Annotated in this window: 16 protein-coding genes; 14 read left to right on the forward strand and 2 right to left on the reverse strand. The window is 55.1% G+C overall.

Annotated elements, in window-relative coordinates:
* Positions 1-182 precede the first annotated feature (182 nt).
* From dxs to spo0A, 6 genes are all read left to right on the forward strand, one after another.
* A complete protein-coding gene (gene dxs, locus ABS784_RS04775; protein WP_014196321.1) occupies positions 183-2,075 on the forward strand; it encodes a 1-deoxy-D-xylulose-5-phosphate synthase in 1,893 nt (630 codons plus the stop codon).
* A gap of 3 nt (positions 2,076-2,078) precedes the next feature.
* The gene (locus ABS784_RS04780) at positions 2,079-2,927 is read left to right on the forward strand and encodes a TlyA family RNA methyltransferase (RefSeq protein ID WP_011231873.1); all 849 of its coding nucleotides are present in this window, start codon (positions 2,079-2,081) and stop codon (positions 2,925-2,927) included.
* A gap of 56 nt (positions 2,928-2,983) precedes the next feature.
* The gene (ahrC, locus tag ABS784_RS04785) at positions 2,984-3,433 is read left to right on the forward strand and encodes a transcriptional regulator AhrC/ArgR (protein WP_011231872.1); all 450 of its coding nucleotides are present in this window, start codon (positions 2,984-2,986) and stop codon (positions 3,431-3,433) included.
* A 126-nt stretch (positions 3,434-3,559) separates the two neighbouring features.
* Entirely contained in the window at positions 3,560-5,281 is a 1,722-nt protein-coding gene (recN, locus tag ABS784_RS04790) for a DNA repair protein RecN (protein ID WP_011231871.1), read from the forward strand.
* Positions 5,282-5,554: 273 nt separating this feature from the next.
* Entirely contained in the window at positions 5,555-6,850 is a 1,296-nt protein-coding gene (gene spoIVB / locus ABS784_RS04795; RefSeq protein ID WP_011231870.1) for a SpoIVB peptidase, read from the forward strand.
* A 384-nt stretch (positions 6,851-7,234) separates the two neighbouring features.
* Positions 7,235-8,053 (forward strand): sporulation transcription factor Spo0A, encoded by an 819-nt coding sequence (gene spo0A, locus ABS784_RS04800; RefSeq protein ID WP_025038882.1) that lies wholly within the window; start codon positions 7,235-7,237, stop codon positions 8,051-8,053.
* A 151-nt stretch (positions 8,054-8,204) separates the two neighbouring features.
* On the opposite strand, the gene ABS784_RS04805 is transcribed toward spo0A, so the two are convergent.
* The gene (locus ABS784_RS04805; RefSeq protein WP_011231868.1) at positions 8,205-8,357 is read right to left on the reverse strand and encodes a YycC family protein; all 153 of its coding nucleotides are present in this window, start codon (positions 8,355-8,357) and stop codon (positions 8,205-8,207) included.
* A 109-nt stretch (positions 8,358-8,466) separates the two neighbouring features.
* Here ABS784_RS04805 and ABS784_RS04810 point away from each other — a divergent pair, with 109 nt between their 5' ends.
* Positions 8,467-9,195, forward strand: coding sequence for a glycerophosphodiester phosphodiesterase (locus ABS784_RS04810; RefSeq protein WP_352511633.1), 729 nt, complete (start codon positions 8,467-8,469; stop codon positions 9,193-9,195).
* Between the two features lie 75 nt (positions 9,196-9,270).
* Here the strand turns inward: ABS784_RS04810 and ABS784_RS04815 are convergent, their stop codons facing one another.
* The gene (locus tag ABS784_RS04815) at positions 9,271-9,519 is read right to left on the reverse strand and encodes a DUF2627 domain-containing protein (protein WP_352511635.1); all 249 of its coding nucleotides are present in this window, start codon (positions 9,517-9,519) and stop codon (positions 9,271-9,273) included.
* A gap of 139 nt (positions 9,520-9,658) precedes the next feature.
* Between ABS784_RS04815 and ABS784_RS04820 the strand changes: the two genes are divergently transcribed.
* From ABS784_RS04820 to ABS784_RS04850, 7 genes are all read left to right on the forward strand, one after another.
* The gene (locus ABS784_RS04820) at positions 9,659-11,722 is read left to right on the forward strand and encodes a sigma 54-interacting transcriptional regulator (RefSeq protein WP_352511637.1); all 2,064 of its coding nucleotides are present in this window, start codon (positions 9,659-9,661) and stop codon (positions 11,720-11,722) included.
* A gap of 137 nt (positions 11,723-11,859) precedes the next feature.
* Positions 11,860-12,762: a phosphate butyryltransferase gene (gene yqiS / locus ABS784_RS04825; RefSeq protein ID WP_352511639.1), complete on the forward strand. Its 903-nt coding sequence runs from the start codon at positions 11,860-11,862 to the stop codon at positions 12,760-12,762.
* 24 nt (positions 12,763-12,786) lie between these two features.
* Complete coding sequence (locus ABS784_RS04830) at positions 12,787-13,890, forward strand: leucine dehydrogenase (protein ID WP_066231986.1); 1,104 nt, start codon at positions 12,787-12,789, stop codon at positions 13,888-13,890.
* Positions 13,891-13,946: 56 nt separating this feature from the next.
* The gene (gene buk / locus ABS784_RS04835) at positions 13,947-15,059 is read left to right on the forward strand and encodes a butyrate kinase (RefSeq protein WP_352511641.1); all 1,113 of its coding nucleotides are present in this window, start codon (positions 13,947-13,949) and stop codon (positions 15,057-15,059) included.
* A gap of 31 nt (positions 15,060-15,090) precedes the next feature.
* Positions 15,091-16,512: a dihydrolipoyl dehydrogenase gene (gene lpdA, locus ABS784_RS04840; protein WP_352511643.1), complete on the forward strand. Its 1,422-nt coding sequence runs from the start codon at positions 15,091-15,093 to the stop codon at positions 16,510-16,512.
* Between the two features lie 69 nt (positions 16,513-16,581).
* The gene (locus ABS784_RS04845; protein WP_011231860.1) at positions 16,582-17,577 is read left to right on the forward strand and encodes a thiamine pyrophosphate-dependent dehydrogenase E1 component subunit alpha; all 996 of its coding nucleotides are present in this window, start codon (positions 16,582-16,584) and stop codon (positions 17,575-17,577) included.
* A 13-nt stretch (positions 17,578-17,590) separates the two neighbouring features.
* Entirely contained in the window at positions 17,591-18,574 is a 984-nt protein-coding gene (locus ABS784_RS04850; RefSeq protein WP_011231859.1) for an alpha-ketoacid dehydrogenase subunit beta, read from the forward strand.
* The last annotated feature ends 118 nt before the right edge of the window (positions 18,575-18,692 follow it).

The raw sequence follows: 18,692 nt of genomic DNA on the forward strand, positions 1-18,692 counted from the left end.
TGGTTGTTTTCCGCCGGGCGGCCGCCGCAAGTTCTATAGATACACCACAAAACGCGTCCTAGGTGGTGACGGGCTGCGTTGGCGGGAAAAGTCGATTTTTCGCGCCGGATCATGTATAATAATACTACCTGTACGAGGAGAAACGGCTCGGAGAACGACAGAATGAAAGCGAGTGATCTTTGTTGGACTTGACAAAAATTGACCATCCGCGCGTTGTCAAAAACATGTCCATTCCTGAGCTGAAACGGTTAAGCGCCGAGATTCGGCGGTTTTTAATTGAGAAGTTGTCGAAAACGGGCGGACATATCGGCCCAAACTTAGGGGTCGTCGAGCTGACGATCGCCCTCCACCGCGAATTCGACAGCCCAAAAGACAAGCTCATTTGGGATGTCGGACACCAGTCATACGTGCATAAAATTTTGACCGGACGCGCCGCCGCGTTTGACACGCTCCGCCAATACAAGGGGCTGTCCGGGTTCCCGAAACGGAGCGAAAGCGAGCATGACGTGTGGGAAACGGGCCATAGCTCGACGTCGCTGTCGGCGGCGATGGGAATGGCGATCGCCCGTGATTTGAAAGGGACGGATGAATACATCGTGCCGATCATCGGCGACGGGGCGCTCACCGGCGGCATGGCGCTTGAGGCGCTCAACCATATCGGGCATGAGAAAACGGATATGATTGTCATCTTAAACGACAATGAAATGTCGATCGCCCCGAACGTCGGCGCGTTGCACAACATCCTCGGTCGGTTGCGCACCGCCGGCAAATACCAGTGGGTGAAAGATGAACTGGAGCTGCTGCTCAAGCGCATCCCAGCGGTCGGCGGCAAGCTGGCGGCGACGGCCGAGCGGCTGAAAGACAGCTTGAAATATTTGCTTGTCTCCGGCGTGTTTTTCGAAGAGCTCGGGTTTACGTATTTAGGCCCGGTCGACGGCCACGATTTTGAGGATTTGTTTGAGAACTTGCGCTATGCGAAGAAGATGAAAGGTCCGGTGCTTGTGCATGTCATCACGAAGAAAGGGAAAGGATACAGTCCGGCGGAAAACGACAAAGTCGGCACATGGCACGGCACAGGGCCGTACAAAATCGAAACCGGCGCTTTTGTCAAAACGAAAGAGGCCGGTCCGTCATGGAGCGCGCTTGTCAGCGAAACCGTGCGCCGGCTCGCTCGCACCGACCCGCGCATCGTCGCGATTACGCCGGCGATGCCGGTCGGCTCGAAGCTGGAAGGGTTCGCAAGCGAGTTTCCAGATCGGATGTTTGATGTTGGCATCGCCGAGCAGCACGCGACAACGCTCGCGGCTGGATTGGCGACGCAAGGGATGAAACCGTTTTTGGCCATTTATTCGACATTTTTGCAGCGCGCCTATGACCAAGTCGTCCATGATGTATGCCGGCAAAACTTAAATGTCTTTTTCGCCATTGACCGTGCTGGGTTGGTCGGGGCGGACGGCGAAACGCACCAAGGGGTGTTTGACATCGCCTTTTTGCGCCATGTGCCGAATTTGGTGTTGATGATGCCAAAAGACGAAAACGAAGGACAGCACATGGTGTACACCGCCATCCGCTACGACGACGGGCCAATCGCCATGCGTTTCCCGCGCGGCAACGGGCTTGGCGTACCGCTTGATGAGGAGCTGAAAGAAATCCCAATCGGCACGTGGGAAGTGTTGCGCGACGGCTGCGATGCGGCGATTTTGACGTTTGGCACGACGATTTCGATGGCGCTTAAGGCGGCCGACGAGCTGGCGAAAGACGGCATATCGGTGAAAGTCGTCAACGCTCGCTTTTTGAAGCCGATGGACGTGGCGATGCTTCACGAACTGCTTGAGAGCCGCCTGCCGATCTTAACGGTCGAAGAGGCGGTGCTGCAAGGCGGCTTTGGCAGTGCTGTGTTGGAGTTTGCTCATGATCATGGTTATCACGGAGCGGTCATCGAACGGATGGGCATCCCGGACCGCTTTATCGAACATGGAAGCGTCAGCGAGCTGCTCAATGAAATCGGGCTGACGTCGACCCATATCATCGACCGCATCAAAACGATGGTGCCAAGAAAACAGAAAAGGGCTTGAGACATGAAAGGAAAAAAAGAACGGCTCGATGTGCTGCTTGTCGAACGAGGGCTGGCGGAAACGCGGGAAAAGGCGAAGCGAGCGATCATGGCCGGGCTTGTCTATTCAAACGACGTTCGACTCGATAAGCCCGGGGAAAAAGTGCCGGTTGACATTCCGCTTGAGGTGAAAGGCAACCCGCTTCCGTACGTCAGCCGCGGTGGGTTGAAACTGGAAAAAGCGTTGCGCGAGTTTCATATTCGCGTGGAAAATAAAATTGTTCTTGACATCGGCGCGTCGACCGGCGGTTTCACCGACTGCGCCTTGCAGCATGGGGCGAAGCTGACGTATGCCGTCGATGTCGGCTACAACCAGCTTGCCTGGAAGCTGCGTCAAGACGAGCGCGTCGTTGTAATGGAGCGGACGAACTTCCGCTACGTGACGCCGGATCAGTTTACGAAAGGGCTGCCGGAAGTAGCTGTCATCGATGTCTCGTTTATTTCGCTGCGGCTCATTTTGCCGGTCGTCAAGACGGTCATGGTGCCGGGCGGCGATGTGATTGCTCTCGTCAAGCCGCAGTTTGAAGCCGGCAAGGAAAAGGTCGGCAAAAAAGGGATCATCCGCGATCCGAACATTCACGAGGAAGTGCTCGAATCGATCATTCAATTCGCCTGCGCGGAAGGGTTCGATGTTCTTCATTTAACGTATTCACCGATTACCGGCGGCGACGGCAATATTGAATTTTTGCTTCATGCTGCCTATCCTGGAGGAAACCGGGAGGGAGAAAACCGACTGCCAGCATCCGTCGCCGACGTGGTGAGCGAGGCGCATGCCCGATTGCGGGCGGGGAGCGTGGAGCCAAGCGGCAAATAGCGTCGGCGGGACGGACAATCTGCTCTGCACTTTGAAAAGCGGGGAGGTGGCGCAATGTGAACAAAGGGCAAAGGCATATTAAAATTCGCGAAATCATTATGAACCATGACATTGAAACGCAAGACGAGCTTGTCGACCGGCTGAGAGAAGCTGGCTTTAACGTCACCCAGGCGACCGTCTCGCGCGACATTAAAGAAATGCAGCTCGTCAAAGTGCCGATGGCCAACGGCCGCTACAAGTACAGCCTTCCGTCCGACCAGCGCTTCAATCCGTTGCAAAAGCTGAAGCGGGCGCTTGTTGATGTGTTTGTGAAGCTTGACGGAACGGGCAACTTGCTTGTGTTGCGGACGCTGCCGGGCAACGCCCATGCCGTCGGCGTCTTGCTCGACAATTTGGATTGGAACGAAATCGTCGGTACGATTTGCGGCGACGATACGTGCCTGATCATCTGCCGTACTCCGAAAGATGCGGAAAAAGTGTCCGACCAGCTGTTGTCCATGCTCTAGGCGAGGACCGGCCCAGCTTCCGTTCCACGTTCAAGGACGGAACGACAGGGCGGTCCTCGTTTGCAAATCCGAACATACGTGCTATAATCAAAAGTGGAATTAATCGGACAGGCAAGGAGTGGTGAAATGCTCGCCGAGCTGTCGATTAAAAATTTCGCCATTATCGAGTCGCTCTCGTTGTCGTTTGACAAAGGGCTGACGGTGTTAACCGGCGAAACGGGAGCCGGCAAATCGATCATCATCGACGCGATTCATTTGTTGATCGGCGGACGCGGCTCCGCTGAATTTGTCCGCTTTGGAGCGGAAAAGGCGGAAATCGAAGGGCTGTTTTTGCTTGATGATGACCGCCATCCGTGCTGGCAAAAATGCGCAGACGTTGGCATCGACGCCAGCGACGGCATGATCGTGTTGCGCCGCGATATTTTCGCCAACGGCAAAAGCGTCTGCCGCATTAACGGCAAGCTCGTCACGACGGCGGTGCTGCGCGACATCGGGGCGACGCTTGTTGATATTCACGGCCAGCATGAACATCAAGAACTGATGGATCCGTCCCGCCATCTGCCGCTTTTAGACGAGTTCGGCGGCCTAGAGGCGGCAGAGGCGCTTGCTCGCTACCGCGCCGTCTACGAGCGGTATGAGGAGCTCGGAAACAAATTGAAAAAGCTGAGCGAAAATGAACAGCAAATGGCGCACCGGCTTGATTTGCTGACGTTTCAGCTGCGTGAAATCGAGCAGGCGGCGCTCGAGCCGGGCGAGGACGAGCGGCTGATGGAGGAAAAAGTTCGCATCGTCAATTTTCAAAAAATTTATACCGCGCTGCAGAAAAGCTATGAGGCCCTCTCCGGAGAGGGACGCGGGCTTGATTCCATCGGGGAGGCGATGCGCCATCTCGATGACGTCGCAGGCATGGATGCAGCGCTCAAAGATGCGCATGAAACGACGGCGAACTGCTACTATTTGCTCGAGGAAGTCATGTACAAGCTGCGCGATCAAATTGAGGAGATGGAATACGACCCAGAGCGGCTCGATGCCATTGAAAGCCGTCTCGCGGAAATCGGGCAGCTCAAACGAAAATACGGGGCGACGATCGCCGATATTTTGCACTATGCCGAGACGATCGCCGAGGAAATCGAGACAATCGAAAATCGCGAAACGCATGTGCATGAGCTTAAGCAGCAGCTCGCTCTGGTGACGGACGAGTTGCTCACGGAGGCGAAAAACGTCACCGCTGTTCGGCAAACATATGCCCGGCGCCTGATTGAGCGCATTCATCAAGAACTGAAAGACTTGTACATGGACAAAACGAAATTTGACATCGTATTTGCCAAGCGCGAAGGATCGCTTGACGCTCCCTTGGTCGACGGCGTGCCGGTTAGGTTCCAAGAAGATGGCATCGATGTCGTCGAGTTTTACATTTCGACGAACGTCGGCGAGCCGTTAAAACCGCTCGTCAAAGTCGCTTCCGGCGGCGAGCTGTCGCGCATTATGCTGGCGTTGAAAACGATTTTTTCCAAACATCAAGGAGTGACGTCGATTGTTTTTGATGAGGTCGACACCGGTGTCAGCGGACGCGTCGCCCAGGCAATGGCGGAAAAAATTTACCGCATCGCCAGCCAGTCGCAAGTGCTTTGCATTTCCCATCTGCCGCAAGTCGCTGCGATGGCGGACACGCACTTGTTGATCGCCAAAGAGACGGATGGGGAACGGACGAAAACAGTCGTGAGGAAGCTCAATGAGGAGGAGAAAGTGAAAGAAATCGGGCGGATGATTTCCGGCGTCGAGATGACGGAATTGACGAAACGGCATGCCAAAGAGCTGTTGGAACTGGCGGCGAAAATGAAACATTGATTCCTGTTTCCCCTGTTCGTCGAGGGGAGGCGCATCCCTCTCAAAGCGGGCCGATTCCGCCTGCCTGTTCTGCCTTGGCGCCCGCTTTCCTTAAGAGAACTACGGTGTTTCATAAAGATAAGCAAAAAGCCGCGCGGCTGTCCGGATGCAAGTCCATCCAATTCCGGGCAGCTTTTTTATCGACAGGGCGATTATATTTTCCCCGGTTCAGGCAAAATTAAAACTGTAACCGTTTTTGCATGGTGTAGGCGGGAGCGAGGAGAGTGGACGACATTGAATAAAGAAACGGCGCGAAAAATCGCAGGAGTGCTTCTCCTTGGTATATTGACGGCCATCGCCTTTTCCAAACCGATGAAGGAATATTGGCAAATTCCGAAGCAGCTTGTCCTGTTTGAAGGCGATGCGGTTGAATTTCCTGCCGCTTCCCTTCCCGTGCAAGCGGCCGTCAATGACCGAAACGCTCCCGAAACGCTCAATATTGAGCGAAAAAACGGTTCTCTGTCTGTAAAGGCGAAACGCCGCGGACATGAAACGATGATGTTGCAGGTTGCCGGAATGCCGATCAAGCAAGTGGATGTCAACGTGCTGCCGACGCTCAAAGTCATTCCCGGCGGACAATCGATCGGCGTCAAGCTCAATACCGTCGGCGTTCTTGTCGTCGGTTACCACCTTGTCGAAACCGAAAACGGGAAAAAATCGCCGGGAGAGGCAGCCGGCATTCAAGTCGGCGACATCATTATCGGCATTAACGGCCAAAAAATCGAAAACATGAGCGACCTTTCCCCTTTCATCGAGGAGGCCGGCAAAACGGGAAAACCGCTTCATCTAAAAATTCTGCGCGATCAGCACTCCATGACGGTGAAGCTCGTTCCGCTGAGAGACAAGCATGACGATGTGTACCGCATCGGCCTGTACATTCGCGATTCGGCCGCCGGCATCGGGACGATGACATTTTACGACCCCAAATCAAAAACATATGGCGCACTTGGCCATGTCATCTCTGACATGGATACGAAAAAGCCGATTGTCGTGCAAAACGGGCAAATTATGCGCTCGACCGTCACATCGATCGAAAAAGGGACGAGCGGCAATCCAGGTGAAAAATTAGCCCGCTTTTCCGACGGCGAAGAAGTGATCGGCACGATCACCACCAACAGCCCGTTTGGCATTTTCGGCAAGCTGATCAAACCACTGCCGAACGGTCCGTTCACAAAACCGATCCCGGTTGCCTTGGCGAACCAAGTGAAAGAAGGACCGGCAAAAATATTGACAGTGGTGGAAAACGACAAAGTCGAGCAGTTTGACGTGGAAATTGTCAGCACCATTCCGCAGAAATTTCCGGCGACCAAAGGCCTCGTGATTCGCGTCACGGACCCGCGCTTGTTAAAGAAAACAGGGGGCATCGTCCAAGGGATGAGCGGCAGTCCGATCATTCAGGATGGAAAACTTGTCGGCGCAGTGACGCACGTTTTCGTGAACGATCCGACATCCGGCTATGGCGTCCACATTGAGTGGATGCTGCAAGAGGCAGGCATCGATCTATACGGCAAACAAAAGAAAGCGAGCTGACAAAGTCGGCTCGCTTTTTCCCGGCAGCCAACATTCGATTCTTGCGTATATTTGGTGAAATGACGAGTGATGATTTGGTCACCATTCATCTCTTCCTGATCATCCCAAGGTCAATGTTTCGAAATGCTGTGAGCGGCTTGATTGATTCCGCCATATTGGTTAGGCTGCCACTAAAAATTTTTCAAAAAAGGCGGCAAAAATTTTGCCGGTTTGGCATAGATATTTGGTGAAACATCCATTAAAATGAAATGTGTAAAGATTTTTCGACAAACGCATCGCTGGTGAAAACGAATATTGTCTAATGAGCTTGTTTTTTGTTATAATTTTTATTTTTTGAAAAATAAAAGGATTTTTTGCCGCTGTTGTCGAATGTACGTTAATGGAATGTTACATAGCAAGAAAAAGTGGGGGAGGACGATCGTTTTGAGCATTAAGGTGTGCATTGCCGATGATAACCGCGAATTGGTGACATTGCTTGACGAATATATCTCGAGTCAGCCGGACATGGAAGTGATTGGCACGGCGTATAACGGCCAAGATTGCCTTCATATGCTCGAGGAAAAGCGGCCGGATATTTTGCTTCTGGACATCATTATGCCGCACTTGGATGGGTTGGCTGTGCTTGAGAAAGTCCGCGCAGGTTGTGAGCATCAGCCGAGCGTCATTATGCTGACGGCGTTCGGCCAGGAGGATGTCACGAAAAAGGCAGTGGAACTCGGCGCTTCCTACTTCATTTTAAAACCGTTCGACATGGAGAATTTGGTCCATCACATTCGGCAGATTCATGGCAAAACGGCGCCGATGGTCAGAAAAACCGGCTCTGCCTACCAGGCGCGCGACAACAAACCGAAAAATTTAGATGCGAGCATTACGAGCATCATCCATGAAATCGGCGTCCCGGCGCATATTAAAGGCTATCTGTACTTGCGCGAAGCGATCGCGATGGTGTACCACGACATCGAACTGCTCGGCTCCATCACGAAAGTGCTCTATCCGGACATCGCGAAAAAATACAACACGACGGCCAGCCGCGTCGAGCGCGCCATTCGCCATGCGATCGAAGTCGCTTGGAGCCGCGGCAACCTCGAATCGATTTCCTCGCTGTTCGGCTATACGGTGAGCGTCTCGAAGGCAAAGCCGACAAACTCGGAATTCATCGCCATGGTGGCCGATAAGCTCCGGCTTGAGCATAAAGCATCGTAACGGAAAACGAATGATAGCCAAAGCGGCAAGACGCTCCGCAATCGGGGGCGTCTTTTTTGCCGTTTGGCGGCTTGCTGGAACGAAAAAAGGGGGAACGTGGCTTGCGCCGGTGTGGTGCACAGAGGCGGCTTTACCGCCAAGGGCCAGACGGTTAAGATGGGTCGTTTTCTTTTTCTTTTTTCTCCAATTCCAGCAGCTTGTTCACCAAAATGTGCGGCGGCATATGCATGATCTGCTCGATCGGCACGCCGAGCGCTTTGGCCAGCTTTTGCGCTGTTTCCAGCGAAATTTTCAACGGCTGCATCATCTCCACCTCGTTTGTTCATAGTATTATTTTTAGTATAACGAACGACCGCCGGTTTCGGCCAGCTCGTTGGCTGAACGGCGAATAAATGCGAAAGGAAGAAGGCAGAATGACATTGATTTTTGCCCACCGCGGGGCGGCGGGGACGCACCCGGAAAATACGATGGCGGCGTTTATCGAGGCGGAAAAAGCGGGAGCGGACGGCATTGAATTGGATGTGCAGCTCACAAAAGACGGCGAAGTGGTCGTCATTCATGACGAAACGGTCGACCGGACGACGGACGGCAGCGGCTGGGTGAAAGACATCACGTACCGCGAACTGCGCCGATTGAACGCGGCGGCCATGTGGGACGGCAAACACGGCCATTGTCCGATTCCGCATCTTGAGGAAGTGCTTGCTTGGCTGTCATCAACACGGATGGCGGTCAACATCGAGCTGAAAAATAGCCTCATCGCCTACGAAACGCTTGAGCAAAAAACGATCTCCCTCGTGCGCCGCTATGGGCTTGAGAAGCGGACGATTTTGTCATCGTTCAATCATCATAGCATGCGCCTTTGCCGAAAGCTTGCACCGGAAATCGAAACGGCGCTCTTGTACATCGAGCCTCTCTATGACCCGTGGACGTATGTGCGGGCGATGAACGCCGACGGGGTGCATCCGCACTATCGGACGGTGACGGCGGAATTTGCCGCCGAAGCGCGGCGGCGCGGGGTGGCGGTCCGCCCGTTTACGGTAAATAAGCGAAATGTGATGAAAACGATGTTTGCTTATGGCGTTGACGCCGTCTTCACCGACTACCCGCGCCAAGCGAAGCAATGGAAAGAGAAAACGCCTTAACGAGAGACGTTAAGGCATTTTTTGTTTGCCTTGAAATGGATGTTTTCCCAGTGTAATAGGCATCAACGTTCCGGGTCAAGGCGTTTTTCGTTTTCGTTGAAAACGCGCCTGCACTTTGTTGCGTTTCCGGTCGCGGTGCAGCAAAAATCCCCCGATAAATGCCAGCCCAGCGGCAAACAGCGCGAGCCCGGCGAGAAATTGCAGCCATAAGGCAGAAAACAGCGGCCCGTTGATGCCAAACAACGCATCGCGCATCCATTTGATGCCAAGCGCCGCTCCAAGCCCGGGAATGACTAAAATCAACAGCGCAATCATTCGCCCCATCGCGATCGCGTTCCTTTCCGAAAAGAGTAGCCTTATCGACTATCATAGCGGTTATTGGGCGTTTGTCAAGGAAAGAGCAAATCAAGTATGATAAAAGTGTCTGCAAAAATTGGCATACTATAAAGTGTGGTGAATGGACATGAAAAAAGTGATGATCATTGGGGCTGACTCGCGCGGAATGTCGCTTTTGAAGCTGCTTCACGGGGCGTCGGGATTTGACGTTGTGGCGGTTGTTGACGTCGATGAACAAGCTCCGGGGGTGCAACTGGCGCAAAAATGGGGCATCGCTGCTGCGAGCGACTGGCGCCCGTGGATGGATAAGCCGCTTGATTTGATCATTGAAACGACGGGCAGGGCGGATGTCCTTGAGGAAATCCGTCGATTGGCGCCAGAGGGAGCCAATATTGTCCCAAGTGCAGTCGCGCAGATGATGGCCGAGCTCGTTGAAGAAAAAGAAGCGCTCATCGCCAAATTGAAAAGCGAAGCGGCTCGGCGCGCGCTCATCTTTCATTCGTCCCACGATGGCATGATTGTCGTTGATGAATATGCTTGCATTACCGATATAAATCAAAGCGCCGCGGAGTTGCTTGGAGTGGACAAAGACAAAGTGATCGGCGAGCATATTTTGACCGTTCTGCCGTCAAGCGGCCTGCCGCGCGTGCTCGAAACAAGGCAGACGGAGTTTCATCAAGAAGTGGAGCTGGCCAATGGAAAAAAATTGATCACTACCCGCATCCCGATCATCGATGACAATGGCAAATTGTTTGGGGCGCTTGCCGTGTTCAAAGACATCACCGAACTGGTTGCGTTGGCGGAAGAAATTACGGACTTAAAAGAAGTCCGCATGATGCTTGAAGCGATCATCCACTCGTCGGAAGAGGCGATTTCCGTCGTTGATGAAAACGGGAACGGCATTTTGATCAACCCGGCGTATACCCGGCTCACTGGCCTGACGGAGGAAGACGTGATCGGCAAGCCGGCGACGGCCGACATCGCTGAAGGGGAAAGCATGCATATGCAAGTATTGAAAACGCGCCGTCCGGTGCGCGGGGCGCGCATGAAAGTCGGTCCGAAAAACCGCGATGTCGTCGTCAATGTCGCGCCGATCATTGTGGATGGCGTATTGAAAGGGAGCGTCGGCGTCATTCATGACGTGTCCGAAATCCAGCGGCTGACGGCTGAGCTCAATCGGGCGCGGCAAATCATCCGCACGCTGGAGGCGAAATATTCGTTTGCGGATATCGTCGGCGAGTCGGAAGAGATGAAGGTTGCCATCGAGCAGGCGAAGCTGGCGGCGAAAACACCGGCGACGATTTTGTTGCGCGGGGAATCAGGGACGGGCAAGGAGCTGTTCGCCCACGCCATTCACAACGCGAGCGACCGGAAGTATAACAAGTTTATCCGCGTCAATTGCGCGGCCATTCCGGAAACATTATTAGAAAGCGAACTGTTTGGCTATGAGGAAGGGGCGTTTTCCGGCGCGCGGCGCGGAGGCAAGCGAGGGCTGTTTGAAGAAGCAAACAACGGAAGCATTTTCCTTGACGAAATCGGCGAACTGTCGGCCAGCACGCAGGCGAAGCTGCTCCGCGTCTTGCAGGAGCGGGAGATTGTCCGCGTCGGCGGGACGAAGCCGATTCCGATCAACGTCCGCGTCATCGCCGCGACGAACGTCAATCTCGAAAAAGCAATTGCAGAAGGCGCGTTTCGCGAAGACTTATATTATCGGCTCAACCGGATGCCGATTTACATCCCGCCGCTGCGCGCCCGCAAGGAAGACATTCCGTCGCTTTGCCGGCATTTGATCCAAAAACTGAACCAAGATTACGGGCGCAACGTCGAAGGCGTTACAGACGAAGCGATGGCGAAGCTGCTTGCTTATGATTGGCCGGGAAATGTCCGCGAGCTGGAAAACGTGCTCGGGCGGGCGATGATTTTCATGAAGTTTCACGAAGTGATGATCGATGCGACGCATTTGCCGCCGCTCGCTTCGCCTTCGTCAGTGCCGGCTCATCGAGTGGAAACGGAAGAGGAGATTCGGCCGCTTGAGGAAATGGTGAGCCGATACGAAGCGAGCTTGATTGAGCAGGCGCTTCGCCGCCATCGCGGCAATAAAACAGCGGCGGCCCGGGCGCTTGGCATTTCGGTGCGCAATTTATATTACAAGCTGGAGAAATACGGGCTTGACAAAAATATCATGCAATAATTTGCGCGGAGTGAAGAATATTGCACATATCTGTTTGCGAAGGTAGTGTGTTTTAAAGCGCTTTCAGTCATTTTTGGTTGGCACAGTTTTTGCATAAAAAGACTGTGCCGCACGATTTGCAGAAAAGGTTGGTGCAGATGATGAAGCTTGAATCGTTAGTGCAAGAAGCAAGACAATGCCAGGACCGGACGGTGGCCGTGGCGGCGGCGGAAGATGAAGAAGTGATTGAAGCGGTGGCGATGGCGCTCGAACACCGTCTCGGACGCTTTGTGCTTTATGGCGATCGGGAGCGGCTCGGACGGCTGTTGAAGGAAAAAGGATGCGCCCGCTTTTCCGACGTCGATGTCGTTCATGCGAATTCGATCGGGCAAGCCGCAGAGCTTGCCGTGCGCGCCGTCCATTTGAACGAGGCGGATGCGTTGATGAAAGGGCATGTGCCGACGGCAACGCTGCTGAAAGCGGTCTTGAACAAGGAGTATGGGCTGCGCGCTGGGAAGGTGTTGTCCCATGTCGCTGTTTTTGAAGTGCCGGAGTTCGACCGGCTTGTCATCGTCACCGATGCGGCGATGAACATCGCACCAGATTTGGAGCAAAAGGTGCAAATTGTCAACAACGCGGTCAGCGTAGCGCGCTCGATTGGCATTGAGCGCCCGAAAGTCGCGGCGTTGGCGGCGGTGGAGACGGTCAATCCGGCCATGCCGGCAACCGTCGATGCGGCCGCGCTCGCAATGATGCAAAAGCGGGGGCAAATCGAACATTGCCTCGTTGACGGACCGCTTGCGTTGGACAACGCGGTGTCGCTGGCGGCGGCGAAGCATAAGCGGATTGAAAGCGAAGTGGCTGGACAGGCTGATATTTTGCTTGTGCCGGACATTGAATCCGGCAACATGCTGTATAAGTCGCTCGTCTATTTTGCGAACGCACGCGTCGGCGCAGTCATCGCTGGGGCGAAGGCGCCGATCGTCTTGACGTCGCGCGCCGACTCGGCGGAAAGCAAACTGTATTCGTTGGCGCTTGCTATTTGTTCGGCGGCAAAATGAAAATCATGGAGGAGGCCATCGGTGATGGAACTGTTTAAATATATGGAAACGTATGATTATGAGCAAGTGTTGTTTTGCCAAGACAAAGAATCCGGATTGAAGGCGATCATTGTCATTCATGACACGACGCTCGGCCCGGCGTTAGGCGGCACGCGCATGTGGATGTACAATTCGGAAGAAGAGGCGCTTGAAGACGCCTTGCGCCTCGCCCGCGGCATGACGTACAAAAACGCGGCCGCCGGCCTCAATTTAGGCGGGGGCAAGACGGTCATCATCGGCGACCCGCGCAAAGATAAAAACGAGGCGATGTTCCGCGCGTTCGGCCGCTTCATCCAAGGGTTGAACGGCCGCTACATCACGGCCGAAGACGTCGGCACGACCGTTGCAGATATGGACATCATTTACCAAGAGACGGACTATGTCACCGGCATTTCGCCGGAATTCGGCTCGTCCGGCAACCCGTCGCCCGCCACGGCTTATGGTGTGTACCGCGGCATGAAGGCGGCAGCGAAAGAAGCGTTCGGCAGCGATTCGCTCGAAGGAAAAGTCATCGCTGTCCAAGGCGTCGGCAATGTCGCCTACCATTTATGCCGCCATTTGCATGAAGAAGGGGCGAAGCTCATCGTTACTGACATCAACAAAGAAGCGGTGGCGCGCGCGGTCGAGGAATTTGGCGCGAAAGCGGTCGACCCGAACGACATTTACGGCGTTGAGTGCGACATTTTCGCCCCGTGCGCGCTTGGGGGCATCATCAACGACCAAACGATTCCGCAGCTGAAAGCGAAAGTGATCGCCGGGTCGGCGAACAACCAGCTCAAAGAGCCGCGCCATGGCGATATGATCCATGAAATGGGCATCGTCTACGCGCCGGATTATGTGATCAACGCCGGCGGCGTCATCAATGTCGCCGACGAGCTGTACGGCTACAACCGCGAACGGGCGATGAAAAAAATCGAGCAAATTTACGACAACATTGAAAAAGTGTTCGCGATCGCCAAGCGCGACAACATTCCAACGTATGTGGCCGCCGACCGGATGGCCGAAGAACGGATTGAAACGATGCGCAAAGCGCGCAGCCAATTTTTGCAAAACGGCCATCATATTTTAAGCCGCCGCCGCGCTCGCTGAATGCGGGAAGGGGGCGGCCTTCCGCCCCGCCGGCGGATGACGGAGGGACGACAACGATGCAAGAGCAGAAGTTTCGCATTTTAACGATCAATCCAGGCTCGACTTCAACGAAAATCGGCGTCTTTGAAAACGAACGGCCATTGCTCGAAAAAACGATTCGCCATGAGGCGGATGTGCTTCGGCAATATAAAACGATCGCGGACCAGTATGAGTTCCGCAAGCAAACGATTTTGCAAGCACTGGATGAAGAAGGAATCAATTTATCGAAGTTGAGCGCCGTCTGCGGCCGCGGAGGGCTTCTCCGTCCGATCGAAGGCGGAACGTATCGCGTCAATGAGGCGATGCTTGAAGATTTGCGGCGCGGATATTCCGGCCAGCACGCGTCCAACCTCGGCGGCATTTTGGCGCATGAGATCGCCTCGGCCTTAAACATCCCGGCGTTTATCGTCGATCCGGTCGTCGTCGATGAGCTCGACCCGATCGCCCGGATCAGCGGCTTTCCACTGATCGAACGGCGCAGCATTTTCCACGCTTTAAACCAAAAAGCGGTCGCGCGCCGCGTCGCTAAGCAGCTTGGCAAGCGGTATGACGAATTGAACTTGATCGTCGCCCATATGGGCGGCGGCATCACGGTCGGCGCCCACAAGCAAGGAAGGGTCGTTGATGTCAACAACGGGCTTGACGGCGAAGGCCCGTTCAGCCCGGAGCGCGCCGGGACGGTGCCGGCGGGCGATTTGGTTGCTTTATGCTTCTCTGGTGAATATTACCGCGAAGAGATCATGAACATGCTCGTCGGCGGCGGCGGCCTTGTCGGGTATCTTGGCACGAACGATGCGGTGAAAGTCGAAAACATGATCGAAGACGGCGATGAAAAGGCCAAGCTCGTGTATGAGGCGATGGCGTACCAAGTGGCGAAAGAAATCGGTGCGGCAAGCGCCGTGCTGTCCGGCAAAGTCGACGCCATCATTTTGACCGGCGGGCTGGCGTACGGCAAATCATTTGTAGAACAGATCACCCGCCGCGTCCAATGGATCGCCGATGTCATCGTCCATCCGGGCGAAAACGAACTGCAGGCGCTCGCCGAAGGGGCGCTTCGTGTCCTGCGCGGTGAAGAAGAGGAAAAAATGTATCCAGGCAAGGCCGTTTCGCCGGTTCCAGCCCGGTGTTGATGCGGCAACGGACAGAAAGGGGAAGGGCAAGATGGCAAAAGAATATGATGTCGTCATTCTCGGCGGAGGTACGGGCGGCTATGTCGCCGCCATTCGCGCCTCGCAGCTTGGATTGAAAACAGCGGTCGTAGAAAAAGGGAAGCTCGGCGGCACGTGCCTGCACGCGGGCTGCATTCCGTCCAAAGCGCTGCTTCGCAGTGCGGAAGTGTACGCGCAAACGAAAAACGGCGAGGCGTTTGGGGTCATCGCCGACGGCGTGCGCCTCGATTTTGCCAAAGTGCAGGCGCGCAAAGCGGCGATTGTTGAGCAGCTCCACAAAGGCGTGCAGCATTTGATGAAAAAAGGGAAAATCGATGTGTACGCCGGCACCGGCCGCCTGCTCGGCCCGTCGATCTTTTCGCCGCTTGCGGGAACGGTGTCAGTCGAAATGAACGATGGCAGCGAAAATGAAATGCTCGTCCCGAAATTCGTCGTCATCGCTACCGGCTCGCGGCCGCGCACGCTGCCGGGGCTCGAGCCGGACGGCGAATTCGTCATGACGTCCGATGAGGCGCTGCAAATGGAGACGCTCCCGTCTTCCATCTTGATCGTCGGCGGCGGTGTGATCGGCATGGAATGGGCGTCCATGCTTAATGATTTCGGCGTTGACGTGACGGTGCTGGAATATGCCGATCGCATTTTGCCGACAGAAGATGAAGACGTGTCAAAAGAAATGGAAAAACTGCTCCGCCGCCGCGGTGTCAACATCGTCACGGGAGCGAAAGTGCTGCCGGAGACGCTCGAGAAAGGAAACGGCGTCACGATCCAAGCGGAGCATCAAGGCGAGCGGAAAACGTTTACGGCCGACAAGATGCTTGTTTCCGTCGGGCGGCAGGCGAACATTGAGGGGATCGGCTTGGAAAACACCGAGATTGTCGTGGAGAAGGGGTATATTCAAACGAACGAGTTCGGCCAAACGAAAGAATCGCACATTTACGCGATCGGCGATGTCATCGGCGGCCTGCAGCTTGCCCATGTCGCCGCGCATGAGGGAATTGTCGCCATTGAGCATTTAGCCGGGCACAACCCAGCGCCGATTGACTATACGATGGTGCCCCGCTGCATTTACACCCGTCCGGAAGCGGCGGCGGTCGGCTTAACCGAACAAGAGGCGAAAGCGAAAGGCTATGATGTCAAGGTCGGCAAATTTCCGTTTAAAGCCATTGGCAAGGCGCTTGTGTTCGGTGAGGCGGAAGGGTTTGTGAAACTCATCGCCGACCGGAACACGGACGATCTGCTTGGCGTCCATATGGTCGGGCCGCACGTGACCGATTTGATTTCCGAAGCCGGTCTCGCCCGCGTGCTTGATGCGGCTCCGTGGGAAGTGGCGCATGCGATCCATCCGCATCCGACGCTGTCAGAGGCCATGGCGGAAGCGGCGCTGGCGGTCGATGGCAAAGCTATTCATTTTTAACCGATTTCGCCGTATGCGCGCGGCGCGTGATCATTGGTTGACTATGTGAATCTAAGGGAGGTTGTTGCGATGGCGCAAAACCGTCATCAGGCGCTTGGATTAAGCGATGACACGGTGTTGGAAATGTATGAAACGATGCTCTTGGCCCGCAAGCTCGATGAACGGATGTGGCTGTTAAACCGCGCGGGGAAAATTCCGTTCGTCATCTCATGCCAAGGGCAGGAGGCGGCGCAAGTCGGCGCGGCATTCGCCCTCGACCGGACGAAAGACTATGTCTTGCCGTATTACCGCGATGTGGGCGTTGTCCTGACGTTTGGCATGACGCCGAGAGAATTGATGTTGGCGGCGTTTGCCAAGGCGGAAGACCCGAACTCCGGCGGCCGGCAAATGCCAGGGCATTTCGGGAAAAAGAAAAACCGGATCGTCACCGGTTCATCGCCCGTGACGACGCAAGTGCCGCATGCGGTTGGCTTTGCGCTGGCGGCGAAAATGGAAAAGAAAGATTTTGTCGCCTTCGTCACGTTCGGCGAAGGGTCGTCGAACCAAGGCGACTTCCATGAAGGGGCGAACTTCGCCGGCGTTCATAAACTCCCAGTCATCTTTATGTGCGAAAACAACAAGTACGCCATTTCCGTGCCCATTTCGAAACAACTCGCGTGCGAAAAGGTGTCCGACCGCGCCATCGGCTATGGCATGCCGGGCTATACGGTCGACGGCACCGATCCGCTTGAAGTGTACCGAGTCGTGAAAGAAGCGGCCGACCGCGCCCGCCGCGGCGAAGGGCCGACGCTCATCGAGGCCGTGACATACCGGCTGACGTCGCACTCGTCGGACGATGACCACCGCGTCTATCGGACGGAAGAAGAGCTCGCCGAAGCGCGCGCCAAAGACCCGATCGTGTCGTTTGCCAACTATTTGAAAGAAACCGGCGTTTTGACCGACCAGCTTGACGAGGACATTCAAGCGCGCGTCATGAAAGAAGTGAACGAAGCGACCGACTACGCGGAGAAGGCTCCGTACGCCGAGCCGGAGCATGCGCTTCGCTACGTGTATGCCGAGGAGTAAGGGGGAATCGACGATGCCTGTTATTTCCTATATTGATGCGGTTACGATGGCGATTCGTGAAGAGATGGAGCGCGACCCGCGCGTGTTTGTGTTAGGAGAAGACGTCGGCCGGAAAGGCGGAGTGTTCAAAGCGACGCAAGGATTGTACGAGCAGTTCGGCGAAGAGCGCGTCATCGACACGCCGCTTTCCGAGTCGGCGATCGTCGGCGTCGGCATCGGCGCGGCGATGTACGGCCTGCGCCCGATTGCCGAAATTCAGTTTGCCGATTTTATCATGCCGGCGGTCAACCAAATCATTTCTGAAGCGGCGCGCATCCGCTATCGCTCGAACAACGACTGGAACTGCCCGATCGTCATCCGCGCCCCATACGGCGGCGGCGTTCACGGCGCTTTGTACCATTCGCAGTCAGTCGAAGCGATTTTCGCCAACCAGCCTGGGTTAAAAATCGTCATGCCGTCGACGCCGTACGATGTGAAAGGGCTGCTGAAAGCGGCGATTCGCGACGAAGACCCGGTGCTCTTTTTCGAGCATAAACGCGCCTACCGCCTCATTAAAGGGGAAGTGCCGGAGGACGACTACGTGCTTCCGATCGGCAAGGCGGACGTCAAGCGTGAAGGCGATGACATCACGGTCATCACGTACGGGCTGTGCGTCCATTTTGCCTTGCAGGCGGCCGAGCGCGTCGCCCAAGACGGCATTTCTGTCCATCTGCTCGATTTGCGCACCGTCTATCCGCTCGACAAAGAAGCGATCATCGAGGCGGCGAGCAAAACAGGAAAAGTGCTGCTCATTACGGAAGACAATAAAGAAGGCAGCGTCATGAGCGAAGTCGCCGCCATTATCGCGGAGCATTGTTTGTTTGATCTCGACGCGCCGATTATGCGCCTCGCCGGCCCGGACGTTCCGGCCATGCCGTATGCGCCGACGATGGAAAAATTCTTTATGATCAATCCAGAAAAAGTCGAAAAAGCAATGCGCGAATTAGCGGCGTTTTAACAGATGAACAAAAGGCGTCTCCAGCTTGGAGGCGTCAGGAAAACATGGGATGTTCGGTTAGGGAATCATTCCATCCTAATGAAGGGATTCCCCACAAACGCCGGCCTCGAAGCCAACC

It is taken from the genome of Geobacillus sp. G4 (assembly GCF_040327975.1).
Classification (GTDB): domain Bacteria; phylum Bacillota; class Bacilli; order Bacillales; family Anoxybacillaceae; genus Geobacillus; species Geobacillus thermoleovorans.

Coding starts and splice junctions, on each gene's coding strand:
- ABS784_RS04780 (WP_011231873.1), top strand. CDS start 2,079: ATGAAAGGAAAAAAAGAACGGCTCGATGTGCTGCTTGTCGAACGAGGG.
- recN (WP_011231871.1), top strand. CDS start 3,560: ATGCTCGCCGAGCTGTCGATTAAAAATTTCGCCATTATCGAGTCGCTC.
- spo0A (WP_025038882.1), top strand. CDS start 7,235: ATGTTACATAGCAAGAAAAAGTGGGGGAGGACGATCGTTTTGAGCATT.
- ABS784_RS04805 (WP_011231868.1), bottom strand. CDS start 8,357: ATGCAGCCGTTGAAAATTTCGCTGGAAACAGCGCAAAAGCTGGCCAAA.
- ABS784_RS04810 (WP_352511633.1), top strand. CDS start 8,467: ATGACATTGATTTTTGCCCACCGCGGGGCGGCGGGGACGCACCCGGAA.
- ABS784_RS04815 (WP_352511635.1), bottom strand. CDS start 9,519: ATGGGGCGAATGATTGCGCTGTTGATTTTAGTCATTCCCGGGCTTGGA.
- ABS784_RS04820 (WP_352511637.1), top strand. CDS start 9,659: ATGAAAAAAGTGATGATCATTGGGGCTGACTCGCGCGGAATGTCGCTT.
- yqiS (WP_352511639.1), top strand. CDS start 11,860: ATGATGAAGCTTGAATCGTTAGTGCAAGAAGCAAGACAATGCCAGGAC.
- ABS784_RS04830 (WP_066231986.1), top strand. CDS start 12,787: ATGGAACTGTTTAAATATATGGAAACGTATGATTATGAGCAAGTGTTG.
- buk (WP_352511641.1), top strand. CDS start 13,947: ATGCAAGAGCAGAAGTTTCGCATTTTAACGATCAATCCAGGCTCGACT.
- lpdA (WP_352511643.1), top strand. CDS start 15,091: ATGGCAAAAGAATATGATGTCGTCATTCTCGGCGGAGGTACGGGCGGC.
- ABS784_RS04845 (WP_011231860.1), top strand. CDS start 16,582: ATGGCGCAAAACCGTCATCAGGCGCTTGGATTAAGCGATGACACGGTG.
- ABS784_RS04850 (WP_011231859.1), top strand. CDS start 17,591: ATGCCTGTTATTTCCTATATTGATGCGGTTACGATGGCGATTCGTGAA.